Source organism: Flavobacterium hydrocarbonoxydans, from assembly GCF_009789235.1.
Taxonomy (GTDB): domain Bacteria; phylum Bacteroidota; class Bacteroidia; order Flavobacteriales; family Flavobacteriaceae; genus Flavobacterium; species Flavobacterium hydrocarbonoxydans.
In genome coordinates, this window is sequence record NZ_WSTB01000002.1 from 585,666 (window position 1) to 600,779 (window position 15,114).

Genomic DNA, 15,114 nt, shown 5'->3' on the forward strand with positions numbered 1-15,114 from the left:
AAATGTGTCAATCAGATAATTTTTATCCGATTGAAATGGAACATATAAACAAACAGCAGATTTTTTAAATCTAAAATCTGAAATCAACAATCTAAAATTTACATTCATGATACAAGTAAATCAACTTTCAAAAAAATATAACGGAACTACAGTTTTAAATATCGAAAATCTTGAAATTCCAAAAGGGCAAAGTTTTGGGTTAGTAGGAAATAACGGCGCAGGAAAAACGACTTTTTTCAGTTTGTTATTAGACTTAATTCAGCCAACAACCGGATATATAAACAACAATGATATTCAGGTAAATACCAGCGAAAACTGGAAATCATTTACCGGTTCGTTCCTTGACGAAAGTTTCCTGATTGGATATCTTACTCCTGAGGAATACTTTTATTTTATTGGTGACTTACGCAATCAAAACAAAGCTGATGTTGATGCTTTATTGGCGGAACACGAAGAATTTTTTAATGGAGAAATTTTAAAAAATAAAAAATACCTGCGTGATTTATCCAAAGGAAACCAGAAAAAGGTTGGTATCATTGCGACGCTAATTGGTAATCCTGAAGTAGTGATTCTGGACGAGCCTTTTGCTAATTTAGACCCAACTACAGTAAGCCGATTAAAAAAAATTATCAAAGATTTAGCCGATAATCCTAATGTTACCGTTTTGGTTTCGAGCCACGATTTGCAGCACACTGTAGAGGTTTGTGACAGGATTGTAGCATTGAATAAAGGTGAAATTGTAAAAGACATTCAGACATCAAAAGAAACCCTACAGGAGTTAGAAACGTTTTTTGCAGTATAATTTTCTGATATTTCAAAAAGAAGCGTATTTTTACGAGTCATTATACTAAAAATCCTTTTTAGAAGTTAAATGATTTAAATCTATTTCTATTGAAAAAGAATACTCTTAAATATTGTTTTACGCTTTTGTTTTTATTCTTTTTGATAGCCTGTTCTACCAAGAAAAACACTTTTTTGTCTAGAAATTCGCATGCGCTAAGCACAAAATACAACATTTTGTACAATGGCGGAATTGGCCTGGATAAAGGATTGAAATCTATTCAGGGCAACAATCAGGACAATTTCTGGAAGATGCTGCCTATCGAAAAAATGCAAATCGACGAAACCAACAGAGAGGAAACAAAAGCTAAAAATGCTGATTTCGAATTGGCCGAAACCAAAGCGACCAAAGCCATTCAGAAACACTCGATGAATATTGGCGGAAGAGAAAAAAATTATCAGATAGACGAATCTTACTTGTTGCTCGGAAAAGCCAGATATTACGATCAGCGTTTTATTCCGGCATTGGAGGCATTCAATTATATATTGTACAAATACCCAAATAGCAGCAATATTTATACAGCGAAAATTTGGCGCGAAAAAACCAATATGCGTTTGGGCAATGATGCTATTGTGGTTAAAAATATCAATAAATTATTAAAAAACACAGATCTTGGTAAACAAACTTTTGCTGATGCAAATGCTTTGTTGTCAGAAGCTTTTTTGAATTTAGAACAAAAAGATAGTGCTGTTGCCAAACTTAGAATTGCCGAAGAGTTTACAAAAAACAACGAAGAAAAAGCAAGATACCGTTTTATTCTGGGGCAAATGTATCAGGAAGCCGGCGTAAAAGATAGTGCGATTTATTTTTATGATGGTGTAATCGATCTTAATAGAAAAGCCGACAGAAAATACATGATGCATGCCTATGCTAAAAAAGCTCAGCTATTTGATTATGAAAAAGATAACGACACTATATTTATTGAAACCTATAATAAATTAGTGGCTGATCGCGAAAACAGACCTTATTATGATGTGCTTTTTTACGAAATGGGAGTGTATTTTGATAAAAGAAAAGATCAGGAATCAGCATTAGAGTTTTATAATAAATCATTAAAAAGAAAATCTGCAGATTCTTATTTAGTAGCTTCGACTTATCGAAATATTGGTAATATGTATTTTAAAAATACAGATTATACAATGGCTGCTAAATATTACGACAGTACATTGGTAAAACTGGATCCTAAAACCAGAGAGTTTGCCTCGATTGAAAAAAACCGGAAAAACTTAGACGATGTCATCAGATATGAAGGGATTTCAAAACGCAACGACAGTATTCTGAAAGTGTACAGTTTTTCGCCAGAGAAAAGAAAATCATATTTTGAAGATTACATTGCTGAACTTAAAAAGAAAGACGAAACAAAACGTCTTTTAGAAGAAAAAGAAAAAGAAAAACAGGAAAATATCGAGCGAAATTCGCAGCCTGATGTTCTACAAGATGGAGCTGTAAACCCACAATCTTTACCCAAAGCAAATGATGGAGTTCCAACTCCGGGATCTAATAATGATGTAGCCAGTACATTTTATTTTTACAATCCATCCACAGTTGCTTACGGAAAAATTCAGTTCAAAAAAATGTGGGGAAACAGAGCGCTTAGCGGCAACTGGAGAATGGCAGCTTCAAGAGCCAATACAAATAGTGCAGAAAATGATTCTATAACTGATGCTTTGGCCGCGGCTGAGAAAGCAAAAGATACGATTGTCATCGAAAAATACACTACTGATTTTTACGAAAAACAGCTTCCCACAACAAAAGCAGCTATTGATAGTATTGGTAAAGAACGCAATTTTGCCTATTATCAGTTAGGGCTTATTTATAAAGAAAAATTTAAAGAGTATAATTTGGCCAGCAATAAACTGGAACAATTATTACGCAACAATCCGGAAGAAAAATTGGTTTTGCCATCGATGTATAATTTGTATAAGATATATCAAATTACCAATCCGCAGAAGGCAGAGCAGATAAAAGCAGAGATTACAGCCCAATATCCAAATTCGAGATATGCGCAAATTATTAATAACACCAATAGTAGTGATAATCTTTCGCCCGATAAAGAATACCAAAAGTGGTATAAACTTTATGAAGAGCAACAGTTTAAAACCGTATTAGACAATATTGATAATTTAATCAATCAATATTCAGGTGACGATATCGTATCGAAATTCGAATTATTGAAAGCCAGCACACAAGGAAAAGTCAACGGATTAGAAGCCTATAAAAAAGCACTCGAAAATGTAGCAGATAATTATCCTAATAGTGAAGAAGGAAAAAATGCCCGCGAAATTTTAGAGAAAAATATTCCGACCTTAGAAAAACTTGATTTTACAACTGTTGACAACCGAAACTGGAAAATTGTTTACAGAGTAACAGCTGATGATCAAAACTCAGCCAAACAAATTGATGACGCCATTAAGAAGTTTTTAGATGTAGAAAACTTCGAAAAATTAAAAACCTCTTTTGATACCTACAATCAAAAAGAAAGTTTTGTTGTGATTCATGGTTTAAAATCTGAATCGTATGCGCAGGATGTTGCGGGTGTTTTAAACGATACTAAAAAGTATAAAGTAAAACAGCCAGCCATCATAATCTCTAGTGACAATTACAAAATTGTTCAGATTAAGAAAAATATTGACTCTTATTTAGCCCCCAAAACCCCATAATTTATAATATGTTTGATAAAGCCAAAAAAACCGGAACAGAACTCTTAGGAAAGACCAACAGAATAGTGGAAGGAACCACCATAATTGGCGACATCGTTTCTAAAGCTGATTTTAGATTAGATGGCGAATTGATAGGTAATTTTACATCGCAAGGAAAATTAGTGATAGGTCATGCCGGAGTTGTAAAAGGAGAAATTATTTGTAACAATGCAGATATTGAAGGAGAATTCCAGGGAAAAATAAAAGTTCTGGAAGTTCTTAATATAAAATCCTCAGCACAAATTCACGGAGAAGTTCTGGTAGGCAAATTGTCTATAGAACCAGGAGCTAATTTTACGGCAACCTGCACCATGATCACAGAAGTTAATCAGGAAAAACCAAAAGATGGAAAAGGAGCCGAACAAAAACAACAGGAATAAGTGGATCGTATTTGTTAATATTCCTTTTCAAATGGGAATAATAATTTTTTTATTTTGCTACGTTGGAATTAAGTTAGACGAAAAATATTCAAATGGAGGTTCTGTTTGGACTATAATCTTATCTTTGCTTTCTGTTTTTCTAGCACTTTACAATGTTATCAGGCAAGTTAAAAATTTAAATAAATAATGAACAAAACAATCGATTTTCTAAAGTATTTTATCCCTTTTTCTATTGTACTATTTATTGTGCAATATTTCATAATGGAATTTCTTTCCGATAAATTAATCTTCTTTTATAGCCCTTTGAGTATCTATGTTTTTAATATTATTGCAACTTTTTTGGTATATCTTTTTTTAATTTTTGTAAATAATAATTTTGAGAATTATACTGGTTTTGCTTTTTTAGGCGCAAGTTTTTTTAGAATGATGGCTGCCATTATTTTTTTGATTCCTTTGATAAAAGGAGAGGTTAAAAATCCTATTATAGATTTAACTACATTCTTTGCCCCGTATTTTAGTTTTTTACTTTTTGAAACATATTTCACAATTCGCTTAATAAATAAAGGTTAATTGCTTTATTAACAATAAGATTGCTCGTTGAAAACTTAAATATTAAAAATTACATGTATAAATTTTCAATTTTCAATTTTAAATGTACCTTTGCAAAAATTTTTTGGAACCTAAATTAGAAACAGTTTTAATAATGATAATTTCAAATAAACCCGTCCAGTACTTATTAGTTACTTTATTAGCGCTTACTTCGTCGATAAATTTTGCATCAACTTCTGTTGATAGTGTTTCAGTGAAACACGATGATGTGGAGTTGGCAGCAGAAGGTCATGGAACAACAAGTGAGCACGGAAAAACTGTCGGGCACGATGTAGAAAAAGAATTCAATGCAAGCGAATTAATCAATTCTCATATTGGAGATGCTCATGATTTTCATATAGCAGATTGGAATGGTCATGCAATTTCTTTTAATCTGCCTGTAATTTTATGGACAAATAACGGTTTAGAGATTTTTTCATCTGAAAAATTCCATCATGATAATGAAGGACATCATGTAGTTGATATTAATGGTCAAAAAGTAGTTCGTTATAAAGAAGTAATTTTTTATGCGGATAAGTTTGAAGAAATGACAAAAGAGGAAAGAGACAACGGGGCTTTTGCTTTTGATGCAAGACCTTTAGATTTTTCTATTACAAAAAATGTTTTCTCAATGTTAATGTCTGCGATTGTTTTGTTTTTCTTGTTTTTTGCTGTTGCAAGATCATACAAGAATAACCCAAATGCACCAAAAGGATTGGCTGGTTTTTTAGAGCCGCTTGTTACTTTTGTTAGAGACGAAATTGCAATTCCTAATATTGGCACAAAAAAGTATGGTAAATATATGCCCTATCTTTTGACTATCTTTTTCTTTATTTGGGTTAACAATCTTATTGGTTTGATTCCTTTCTTTCCATTCAGCTCAAACTTAACAGGGAATATTTACTTTACATTTGTAATGGCATTTATCACTTTTGTAGTTACAACATTAAGTGGGAACAAAAATTATTGGGGACATATTTTTAATACACCTGGAGTTCCAGTTTGGTTGGCTCCAATTATGATTCCTGTAGAAATTATAGGAATGTTAACAAAGCCATTTGCATTAATGATTCGTTTATTCGCAAATATTACTGCGGGTCACATTATTATTTTGAGTTTGGTTTCTTTAATTTTCATTTTCAAAAGCATTGCTATAGGACCAGTTGCTGGAGCATTTGTTTTGTTTATGAGTGTTTTAGAAATGTTGGTTGCTGCTTTGCAAGCGTATGTGTTTACATTGCTTTCAGCATTATTTATTGGTCAGGCTGTTGAAGAGCACGATCATCATTAATTAGAGTTTTATTAATTATTAACTATATAAATTTATTATTATGGTATTAGCTGGAATCGGAGCTGGATTAGCTGTAATTGGTGCAGGTCTTGGTATTGGAAAAATTGGTGGTTCTGCAATGGATGCTATCGCTCGTCAACCAGAAGCTGCTGGAAAAATCCAGACTGCTATGATTATTGCTGCTGCACTTATTGAAGGTGTTGCACTTTTCGCAGTAGTTGTTGCGTTAATCGCAAAGTAATTAAAATCTAAAACTTCCTGTAGCGGTTGGCTCCAGGAAGTTTTTTCAAAACAAAGACAAACAATTTTTAAATATATACTGTTATGCAATTAACTTCACCAGAAAGTTTAATTTTTTGGACAACAATTATCTTTATTGTTTTCTTCATTCTTTTAGCAAAATTTGCTTGGAAACCTATATTAGGCGCTGTAAAAAGTCGTGAAGAATCGATCAACAATGCTTTAGCTTCTGCAGAAGCTGCTCGTTTAGAAATGCAGAATTTAACTGCAGACAATGAGCGTATCTTGAAAGAGGCTCGTGTAGAGCGTGATGCAATGTTAAAAGAAGCTCGTGAAATGAGAGAACAAATTATTGCAGATTCTAAAAACGAAGCACAAGAGCAAGGTCAAAAATTAATTGAGCAGGCAAAAGCAGCTATCGAAAATGAAAAAAATGCTGCAATGGCCGAATTGAAATTACAAGTTTCAACTTTATCATTAAGCATCGCTGAAAAATTGTTGAAAGAAGAATTATCTAACAAAGAATCTCAAACTAAATTAGTTGAGAAAATGTTAGGTGACGTAAAGCTAAACTAAGATTATGGCAAGTACAAGAGCAGCAATTCGTTATGCAAAAGCAATTCTAGACTTAGCAAACTCTAAAGGTGTTGCCGAAGCTGTAAACAACGATATGAAAGTGATTGCTTCAACTATTGAAAGCAATTTAGAATTGAGTACCTTTATTCAAAGCCCAACTGTAAAAGTTGAAGTTAAGGAAAGTGCTCTTTTAGAGGTTTTTGCAAATGTAAATGGTGTAACGAAAGGGTTATTTCATTTATTATTTGAAAACAAAAGATTTGAAATTCTGGAAGCAATAGCAACAGAATATAAAATGTTATTTGATGTAATTAATGGTGTTGAAGTAGCAACTGTTACTACAGCAATCCCTATGGATGCCGCTTTAGAAGCTAAAGTTTTAGCTAAAATCGCGACTTTATCAGACAAAAAAATAACAATTGAAAATATTGTAGATGCTTCAATCATTGGAGGATTTATTTTAAGAATAGGTGATAAGCAATACAATGCATCTGTTGCAAACAGATTGCAGGTATTAAAAAGAGAGTTAAGTAATTAGTTTTATTACACATAAAAGTGTCTAAATTATAAATTAAGATGGCGGAAATCAAACCTGCTGAAATTTCAGCAATATTAAGAAAGCAAGTAGAAGGTTTTGAATCTGGTGCTACGCTAGAGGAAGTAGGAACAGTACTTCAAGTTGGAGACGGTATTGCTCGTATTTACGGGCTATCGAATGTACAATATGGTGAGTTAGTTGAATTTGACAACGGTCTTGAAGCTATTGTATTGAACCTTGAAGAAGACAATGTTGGTGTGGTACTTTTAGGACCATCAACAGGAATCAAAGAAGGATCAACTGCAAAAAGAACACAACGTATTGCTTCTCTTAAAGTAGGTGAGCAAATGGTAGGACGTGTAGTAAACACACTTGGTTTTCCAATTGATGGAAAAGGACCAATTGGTGGAGACTTATACGAAATGCCATTAGAAAGAAAAGCTCCTGGAGTTATCTTCCGTCAGCCAGTTACTGAGCCATTACAAACAGGTATCAAAGCAGTAGATGCTATGATCCCGGTTGGTCGTGGACAGCGTGAGCTTGTTATTGGTGACCGTCAAACAGGTAAATCAACTGTTTGTATCGATACTATCTTGAATCAAAAAGAATTTTATGATGCAGGAAAACCTGTATTCTGTATATATGTTGCAATTGGACAAAAAGCGTCAACTGTAGCAGGAATCGCAAAAATGTTAGAAGAAAAAGGTGCAATGGCTTATACAGTTATCGTTGCTGCTAATGCTTCTGATCCAGCTCCGATGCAAGTTTATGCTCCTTTCGCAGGTGCTGCAATCGGAGAATACTTTAGAGATTCTGGTCGTCCAGCTCTTATTGTATATGATGATTTATCTAAGCAAGCTGTTGCTTACCGTGAGGTTTCTCTTTTATTAAGAAGACCACCGGGACGTGAGGCTTACCCTGGAGACGTTTTCTACTTACACTCTCGTTTATTAGAGCGTGCTTGTAAAGTAATTGCTGATAATGGAATTGCTAAAAACATGAACGATTTACCAGATTCTATCAAGTCTATCGTAAAAGGTGGTGGTTCATTAACTGCTTTACCAATTATCGAAACTCAGGCTGGAGACGTTTCTGCTTATATCCCAACAAACGTAATTTCGATTACAGATGGTCAGATTTTCCTTGATGGAGATTTGTTCAACTCTGGAGTTCGTCCTGCTATCAACGTAGGTATCTCAGTATCTCGTGTTGGAGGTAATGCTCAGATTAAATCAATGAAAAAAGTTTCTGGAACTTTAAAATTAGACCAGGCTCAATTCCGTGAATTGGAAGCTTTCGCTAAATTTGGTTCTGATTTGGATTCAGTTACTTTAAACGTAATCGAAAAAGGAAAAAGAAATGTTGAAATCTTGAAACAAGGTTTGAATGATCCTTATACAGTAGAAAATCAAGTAGCTATTATTTACGCTGGTTCTAAAAACTTATTAAGAAACGTTCCTGTAAATAAAGTAAAAGAATTCGAAGCAGATTTCTTAGCTTACTTAAATACAAAACATAAAGATACACTTAATGCTTTGAAAGCTGGTAAATTAGATGACAACATTACTGATGTTATCGAAAAAGCAGCAAAAGAAATTTCAGCAAAATATAACTAATTAGATAATTCTTTAATTAGATAATTAGAAAATGTCCCCGATATTTTTTAATTATCTAATTTTCAAATTGTCACATTTTCTCATTAACAAATGGCAAATTTAAAGGAAATCCGTAATAGAATTACTTCCGTTTCATCTACGATGCAAATCACATCGGCAATGAAAATGGTTTCTGCTGCAAAGCTTAAGAAAGCACAAGATGCAATCACTGCGATGCGCCCTTATGCCGAGAAATTAACGGAGTTGTTGCAAAATTTATCTGCTACACTTGATGGTGAAGTAGGTGGTGATTACACAACACAACGTGAAGTAAAAAAAGTATTACTTGTTGCTATAACTTCGAACAGAGGTTTATGTGGTGCATTTAATACAAACATTATTAAGGAAGTTAAAAACCGTTCTGCTTTTTATGCAGGAAAACAAGTTGATGTTTTTCCTATTGGGAAAAAAGGAAATGATGTTTTAGTAAAAACGCATAAAGCTCACGGTCATCATAATGCAATTTTTGATCATTTAACTTTTGATAATGTTGCTGCAATTGCAGATGTTTTGACTGAGAAATTCTTATCAGGCGAATACGATAGAATCGAATTGATTTACAATCAGTTTAAAAATGCTGCTACACAAATCGTTCAGACAGAACAATTTTTGCCGTTGGCGCCTATCAAATCGGATGTACCGGTTTCGACAGGGGATTATATTTTCGAACCTTCAAAAGAAGAAATCGTATTAACTTTGATTCCTAAATCATTAAAAACACAATTGTACAAAGGTATTCGTGATTCATTTGCTTCAGAACACGGAGCGCGTATGACAGCAATGCACAAAGCAACTGACAACGCTACTGAATTAAGAAATCAATTAAAATTAACTTACAATAAAGCGCGTCAGGCTGCTATTACTAACGAAATCCTTGAGATTGTTGGTGGTGCAGAAGCTTTAAACGGATAAGTTTAGTATAGTTAGAGATATTAAAAGAGTCACATTTAGTGGCTCTTTTTTTTTTTGGATCAACTAAATGTTGTGGAAAAAGATTAAATTATACTTCCTAATTTTACCATAGGAGATGAAAAGTAGAGGCGCACAGCAGTGTGTCTTACGTTCCGTAACCAAAATTTATTCAGATTGTAAGACGTACTGCTATTTGCCTCTACGGTAAAATTGGAATGGAAAAATGGAGTCTCGTAAAGGCGATAATGCGCAATTTTTGGATAAAAAAAATCCGCTCATGAAATGAACGGACGTTAAAACCTAAACAACTTCTATATATAGATTAAAAATCTTTTTTGGATGTTATTAATACTAATTCAAAAGGTTTTAAATGGTGTTCTCGGGAATTGTATTCCCGAGAACGCAACCATTTTATACATTCTTTTAATGCGGCTTCTGTTGTTCCGCTTATGCTTTGTTTTTATGGGAACAAACTAGCTATATTAATCCCGGTGCTTTGTTTTTTTATGGGTTACAAATTAGCTATATCAATCCCTATGCTTTTCTTTTTTTGGGTTGCAAATTAGCTATAACAATCCCGATGCTCTGTTTTTCTGTGGGTTACAAATTAGCTATATCAGTCCCTTTGCTTTTCTTTTTTGTTGGGTTGCAATTTAGCTATAACAATCCCGATGCTTTGTTTTTTAAGGTCACAATTAGCTTTATGAAACCCCGTTGCTTTACTTTTATTAGGTTGTAACTTAGCTATAACATTCCTATGCTCTGTTTTTTTTTAAGGGTTACAAAACAGCTGTATCAATCCCTTTGGTTTGATTAACTTCAGATTGTTATAGCTGAAGTTTTAGGTTGTTAAAAATCAAATATTTACTAATGACTTAACAAGACAAAAATCATATTATTTATTGAGTTCCACAATACCCACTTTTGGTGATTTTTAATTGTAGAATAAAATCTACAAAAGGGCTAGATTTTTGACTTTCAATTTAAAATAATCACTGATAATTAGTTTATTTTTGAAATGGAATGAAGAAGCTTTTAAACATAGATTAATTACTTCCTTTCGGTTGTAGTGGAGATGCTTTAATGATTATACAATAAATAGCTTTTTTTAAGTATTTTTGGTATTTACTTTTTACAATGGAATTAAATATAAAAGAACTTAATACAGTTGAAGAAATGGTGGAACAACTTGCAACCATGAGATTTCTTTATCCGACGATGTCAATTGAAAAATACACAACCTATCTTTCAGAAATGGTTGCTCACAATTACATTCAAATAGCTGTTTTTGAAAAAGATATTTGTTTAGGAATAACAGGTTGCTGGACCAATACTAAATTATGGACAGGAAAATATCTCGAAATTGATAATTTCGTTGTTAATCCTGAATTTCGTTCTAAAGGAATTGGCAAAATACTAACGGATTATATTGAGCAAAAAGCCTTAAATTTAGGTTGTAGCAGTATCGTTTTGGATGCTTTTACGGCAAACTTTGCCGCACATCGGTTTTATTATAATCAGGGTTATGGACCAAAAGGATTTCATTTCGTTAAAATACTAGACGAAAATAAGTTAACTTAAAAGAAAACCATATATATTTATATTTTTTAAATATCGGTAACTTTTTTATGTTTTGTACGTATAACCTTTATAACTGACAAACAAAAAATATTAATATGGCAAAAGAAAGTTTTAATTGGAAAAGTCTTTTTATTAATGATGAAAATCCTTCATCACACCCCCCTGAATCAACCCCTGTAACCAACACGACTAATCCGGTTATGCCGTCATCAGATACTAAATTTCCAAGTCATGTGACGGAAAGTTTGTCTGCAAATTCGTTGTCAAATCCTTTTTTGAATGAAATTTTTGAAGTTTATGACAAAGGTTTTGAATCTTTGAATGAATCGGGTTTTGATTTTTTCGAATTGTATAAATCTGTGATTGCTGTAGGGGTTACTAATCCACAAAGTTATCAAATGGCTTTTACAATGGGTAAGACTATCAAACCCGAGTTGACAAAAGAATTTCTTTTGGAAAAAGCTAAATATTATATTACAGAAATTGAAAAAGTTTATGCTAAATATGATAATATTGGTAAAACAAAAAAAACAGAATTAAACAATACGATTCTTCATGAAAAAAACACTCTTTCGAAAGAGGTAGCCGATTTAGAATCTAAAATTGCTCAACTTCAAAAAGAATTAGAAGCTAAAAAACTGGCTCTTCAAAAAATGGATCCTAAAAATATGGAACAACTTTCTGAAATTCAATTAAAAATGGAAGCTAACGATTTGGCTAAGCAAAAAATATTAAACTCAATAAACACAGTTATAACCGGAATTAACCAATATTTATAATAAATGGACACTAAATACGAACAAGAAAAGAGTACGCTTTTGGCGCTGCCAATCTTAAAACATTTTGATGAGTCAAAAGGAGAAATTGCTTTAAAATCAGATACGCTTAAAAAAGGAGAAAAGTCATTGTTTTTTGCCTTAGCCCTGGGATTATTGGGTATTGGAGGTTATTTAGTCTGGACTTATATTATACCACCACTATTTACCATGTTGGGTCAGGCAATAGCATTATCCGCAACAGGAGTATTTTTAGTTTTTTTAGTAATGATGTATCCTGTTATTATGAAAGGATTACGTTTTGCTACTAAAAATCTTCATAAAGCATTAATTCAAAGTAATCCTTTTAATGAATTAGAAGAGCAAAAGCAAAAGATGATTAAGAACCGTGAAGTTTTTAAAAATACAAAAGCAAAACTGAAAGGGCTAAAAAATGAAATGGAAGTTGAAGCGAACAAGTCTGAAAAAGAAGCAAAAAGCTTTCAGGAAGATGTTTTAAGTTTACAACGCCAATCTGAAAAGCTTAAAACTGCCATGGACGAAATGGTTAAAGTACACGGTGTAGCAGCAAAAGATACAGATGAGTATGTAGCCCTGCAAAGTGAGCTGGCCAGAAAATTAAGTGACTCTCAAAGAATTTCTACTCAATACGAGCAAAGCAAAGGATTTATTCAAAAATATGGCGTACGTGCCAATGTTTTGGGTAAAATGGATAGAAAACTAACATTGGCAGGAACAGCAATTGATATTAAGATTGCAGATTTTGATGCTACAGTAAAGATGCTTCAAAAAGAATATGAGTTTGCTAAAAATGCGAAGGAAGCAACTGAAAGCGCAAAAAGTGCCATGATGTTTACTCAGGACTGGGAATTAGAATATGCTCTGGAAGTGGTAACTTCTACCATTGCTCAGGATATTGCCAGAACCTCTGAAAACTTGATTGACATTGATGCTTTGACCTCTAAGTATTCTGTTGATAATGACGAGTTGTACTCTCGATTAGATTCATTGGCAGACAAAATTAAAACGGGAGATAGCGTTATTCCGGATTCGACCAAATATACAAGTCCAAACTATAAATTATCTAAAGAAGAGAAATTAGAAAGTGGCGGATTTGGAGATATTTTTTAAAAACAACATAACCAATAAACAACAAATCAAAACCAATACAATAAAATGGGAAAAATTTTAAGAACAGAGAAACTAACAACGTTTTCTGAATTGTTAATCGTTATTGCTGGAATTGGGGCAATTTTAGCAGGAGTATATTATCTTTCTCCAGGTATTAAAACAGCAGTTTCTAAACAATTAAACGGAATGGAAATTAACCAGACCGATGTTAATAATGTAACGAATGCTGAAAAAATTGCACTTCCATCTACTGATATTTCTACAGAAGTTGCTGATAAACCACTAGTGAGAATTGGAGGGTATGCCTGGAATGCTCAATCTGGAATTATCGTTTCGAACGGAGGACCTAAAACAACTAAAGGTTCTTTGATGGAAAAAAATGGAGTAAATCTTGAAATTATTCGTCAGGACTGGCTTTCGGAACTTCGTAATATGCAAATGAAATTTATTGAAGAATTTGATAAAGGTCAAGCTTTCCCAACTTCGGACAAAAGTGTTTTTGCAGTGATGATTATGGGTGATGGAGCGCCATTTTATATTAGTTCTGTTCAAAAATCATTAGACGAAAAATACGGTAAAGACAAATACCATTTACAGGTAATGGGAGTGGTAGGAATGAGCTATGGAGAAGATAAACTGATAGGGCCTCCAAGCTGGAAATCGGATCCGAAATCTATGAAAGGTGCTGTTATATCTGCAGTTTTGGGTGATGGTGACTGGGTTACGACTGTAAATTATTGTTTTGCTAACGGATTAAAAGTAAATCCGGATCCAACTACTTATGATGCAGATGCAGTAAATATTTATCCTTCAGAAAATGATGATTATATTAAATCGGCTGAGGAATTAATCAAATCACAAACTACAGGCTGGACGGTTACGCTGAAAGAAGTTTCAAACGGAAAATTAACAGGAAAATCAGTTAACAGAAAAATTGACGGTTGTGCAACCTGGACTCCTGGAGACAAAACCGTTTTTGATAAACTTACAGGTTTTGTAGATATTGTTTCTACAAAAGAGTTTAACAACCAAATGCCAACAGCACTTATTGGAGTGAAAGAGTGGGCGGAAAAAAACCCTGAAATTGTATCTAATATTTTAAAATCGGCATTGACAGCTTCTAATCAAATGAAAAATTATGAAGACTGGAAAGTGAGAGCTTCACAAGCGATTACAGATACTTATAAAATGGAGACTCCGGAGTATTGGTATAAAATGTTCAAAGGACAACAAGGAACAAAAGGTGGATTGACTTATAATATGGGTGGTTCAAAAGTATTTAATTATGCTGATGCAATGCAATATTTTGGATTATCAGATGGTGTAAACAGATACAAATCTGTGTATAATCAGGTTTCAGGATATTTAACAGATTTGAATCCGTTTGGGTTTAATGAAAATGTTGGAGCAGTTGTTCCTTATGATCAGGCGGTAAATTTATTTTTCCTGAAAAACATCAACGATATCGAGTCAACATCAGCTGATAAAGCAGATTATAGCAATGAAGCTACCGAAGTTGTTGCGTCTGGAGAATGGAAAATTAATTTTAATACGGCAAGTGCTGAAATTTCAAGTTCATCCAGTAAAGAGGTTGAAAAAATCTACAACCTTTTGGTACAGGCTGAAAACACAAAACTTACTATTGTAGGACACACTGACAATGTTGGAAATCCGGCATCTAATTTAGCGTTATCTAAGAGTAGAGCTGAAGCAGTTGTAACCTATTTGAAACAAAAAGGAATTCCTGCTAATCGTTTTCAAATGGTAGATGGTAAAGGACAAAATGATCCAATTGCCGACAATAATACAGCATCTGGAAAAGCACAAAACAGACGTGTAGTTATTACTTTATTGAAATAATAATTTAAAAAAACAAGGCTGCTTTCGGGCAGCCTTTTATACTACT

15 protein-coding genes are annotated in these 15,114 nt (G+C 33.2%); 14 read left to right on the forward strand and 1 reads right to left on the reverse strand.

What is annotated here, in order from left to right; translation table 11 throughout:
- Window positions 1-106: 106 nt before the first annotated feature.
- The 4 genes from GON26_RS05565 to GON26_RS05580 all read left to right on the forward strand — a co-directional run bounded on the left by GON26_RS05565 (window position 107) and on the right by GON26_RS05580 (window position 4,107).
- Window positions 107-802 carry an ABC transporter ATP-binding protein gene (locus GON26_RS05565; RefSeq protein ID WP_160373738.1) on the forward strand — a complete coding sequence of 232 codons (696 nt, stop codon included), beginning with the start codon at window positions 107-109 and terminating at the stop codon, window positions 800-802.
- Window positions 803-891: 89 nt separating this feature from the next.
- A complete protein-coding gene (gene porW / locus GON26_RS05570; protein ID WP_160373739.1) occupies window positions 892-3,501 on the forward strand; it encodes a type IX secretion system periplasmic lipoprotein PorW/SprE in 2,610 nt (869 codons plus the stop codon).
- Between the two features lie 8 nt (window positions 3,502-3,509).
- Window positions 3,510-3,920 carry a bactofilin family protein gene (locus tag GON26_RS05575; RefSeq protein ID WP_160373740.1) on the forward strand — a complete coding sequence of 137 codons (411 nt, stop codon included), beginning with the start codon at window positions 3,510-3,512 and terminating at the stop codon, window positions 3,918-3,920.
- Window positions 3,886-4,107: an AtpZ/AtpI family protein gene (locus GON26_RS05580; RefSeq protein WP_160373741.1), complete on the forward strand. Its 222-nt coding sequence runs from the start codon at window positions 3,886-3,888 to the stop codon at window positions 4,105-4,107. The genes GON26_RS05575 and GON26_RS05580 overlap by 35 nt, the downstream gene beginning before the upstream one ends.
- A 196-nt stretch (window positions 4,108-4,303) precedes the next feature.
- On the opposite strand, the gene GON26_RS05585 is transcribed toward GON26_RS05580, so the two are convergent.
- Complete coding sequence (locus GON26_RS05585; RefSeq protein WP_160373742.1) at window positions 4,304-4,465, reverse strand: hypothetical protein; 162 nt, start codon at window positions 4,463-4,465, stop codon at window positions 4,304-4,306.
- Between the two features lie 158 nt (window positions 4,466-4,623).
- On the opposite strand from GON26_RS05585, the gene atpB reads away from it, so the two are divergent.
- The 10 genes from atpB to GON26_RS05635 all read left to right on the forward strand — a co-directional run bounded on the left by atpB (window position 4,624) and on the right by GON26_RS05635 (window position 15,068).
- Window positions 4,624-5,799, forward strand: coding sequence for a F0F1 ATP synthase subunit A (atpB, locus tag GON26_RS05590; RefSeq protein ID WP_160373743.1), 1,176 nt, complete (start codon window positions 4,624-4,626; stop codon window positions 5,797-5,799).
- A 40-nt stretch (window positions 5,800-5,839) separates the two neighbouring features.
- Window positions 5,840-6,040: an ATP synthase F0 subunit C gene (atpE, locus tag GON26_RS05595; protein ID WP_031453874.1), complete on the forward strand. Its 201-nt coding sequence runs from the start codon at window positions 5,840-5,842 to the stop codon at window positions 6,038-6,040.
- Window positions 6,041-6,123: 83 nt separating this feature from the next.
- Window positions 6,124-6,615, forward strand: a complete 492-nt coding sequence (locus GON26_RS05600; protein ID WP_160373744.1) for a F0F1 ATP synthase subunit B — start codon at window positions 6,124-6,126, stop codon at window positions 6,613-6,615.
- Between the two features lie 4 nt (window positions 6,616-6,619).
- A complete protein-coding gene (gene atpH, locus GON26_RS05605) occupies window positions 6,620-7,153 on the forward strand; it encodes an ATP synthase F1 subunit delta (protein WP_160373745.1) in 534 nt (177 codons plus the stop codon).
- Between the two features lie 38 nt (window positions 7,154-7,191).
- Complete coding sequence (atpA, locus tag GON26_RS05610) at window positions 7,192-8,769, forward strand: F0F1 ATP synthase subunit alpha (RefSeq protein ID WP_160373746.1); 1,578 nt, start codon at window positions 7,192-7,194, stop codon at window positions 8,767-8,769.
- Between the two features lie 90 nt (window positions 8,770-8,859).
- On the forward strand, window positions 8,860-9,720 hold the full coding sequence (atpG, locus tag GON26_RS05615; RefSeq protein ID WP_160373747.1) for an ATP synthase F1 subunit gamma: 861 nt from the start codon (window positions 8,860-8,862) through the stop codon (window positions 9,718-9,720).
- A gap of 1,137 nt (window positions 9,721-10,857) precedes the next feature.
- Window positions 10,858-11,301 (forward strand): GNAT family N-acetyltransferase, encoded by a 444-nt coding sequence (locus tag GON26_RS05620; protein ID WP_160373748.1) that lies wholly within the window; start codon window positions 10,858-10,860, stop codon window positions 11,299-11,301.
- A 95-nt stretch (window positions 11,302-11,396) separates the two neighbouring features.
- A complete protein-coding gene (locus GON26_RS05625; protein ID WP_160373749.1) occupies window positions 11,397-12,080 on the forward strand; it encodes an OmpH family outer membrane protein in 684 nt (227 codons plus the stop codon).
- Window positions 12,081-12,083: 3 nt separating this feature from the next.
- Window positions 12,084-13,208, forward strand: a complete 1,125-nt coding sequence (locus tag GON26_RS05630; protein ID WP_160373750.1) for a hypothetical protein — start codon at window positions 12,084-12,086, stop codon at window positions 13,206-13,208.
- Between the two features lie 45 nt (window positions 13,209-13,253).
- Window positions 13,254-15,068, forward strand: a complete 1,815-nt coding sequence (locus tag GON26_RS05635; protein WP_160373751.1) for a phosphate ABC transporter substrate-binding/OmpA family protein — start codon at window positions 13,254-13,256, stop codon at window positions 15,066-15,068.
- Window positions 15,069-15,114 lie beyond the last annotated feature (46 nt).

Bases quoted from the DNA above. Each gene is read 5' to 3' on its own strand.
- GON26_RS05625 (WP_160373749.1), top strand. From the start codon at position 11,397: ATGGCAAAAGAAAGTTTTAATTGGAAAAGTCTTTTTATTAATGATGAA.
- atpH (WP_160373745.1), top strand. From the start codon at position 6,620: ATGGCAAGTACAAGAGCAGCAATTCGTTATGCAAAAGCAATTCTAGAC.
- atpE (WP_031453874.1), top strand. From the start codon at position 5,840: ATGGTATTAGCTGGAATCGGAGCTGGATTAGCTGTAATTGGTGCAGGT.
- GON26_RS05580 (WP_160373741.1), top strand. From the start codon at position 3,886: ATGGAAAAGGAGCCGAACAAAAACAACAGGAATAAGTGGATCGTATTT.
- GON26_RS05565 (WP_160373738.1), top strand. From the start codon at position 107: ATGATACAAGTAAATCAACTTTCAAAAAAATATAACGGAACTACAGTT.
- atpB (WP_160373743.1), top strand. From the start codon at position 4,624: ATGATAATTTCAAATAAACCCGTCCAGTACTTATTAGTTACTTTATTA.
- GON26_RS05630 (WP_160373750.1), top strand. From the start codon at position 12,084: ATGGACACTAAATACGAACAAGAAAAGAGTACGCTTTTGGCGCTGCCA.
- GON26_RS05620 (WP_160373748.1), top strand. From the start codon at position 10,858: ATGGAATTAAATATAAAAGAACTTAATACAGTTGAAGAAATGGTGGAA.
- atpA (WP_160373746.1), top strand. From the start codon at position 7,192: ATGGCGGAAATCAAACCTGCTGAAATTTCAGCAATATTAAGAAAGCAA.
- GON26_RS05600 (WP_160373744.1), top strand. From the start codon at position 6,124: ATGCAATTAACTTCACCAGAAAGTTTAATTTTTTGGACAACAATTATC.
- GON26_RS05635 (WP_160373751.1), top strand. From the start codon at position 13,254: ATGGGAAAAATTTTAAGAACAGAGAAACTAACAACGTTTTCTGAATTG.
- atpG (WP_160373747.1), top strand. From the start codon at position 8,860: ATGGCAAATTTAAAGGAAATCCGTAATAGAATTACTTCCGTTTCATCT.
- GON26_RS05575 (WP_160373740.1), top strand. From the start codon at position 3,510: ATGTTTGATAAAGCCAAAAAAACCGGAACAGAACTCTTAGGAAAGACC.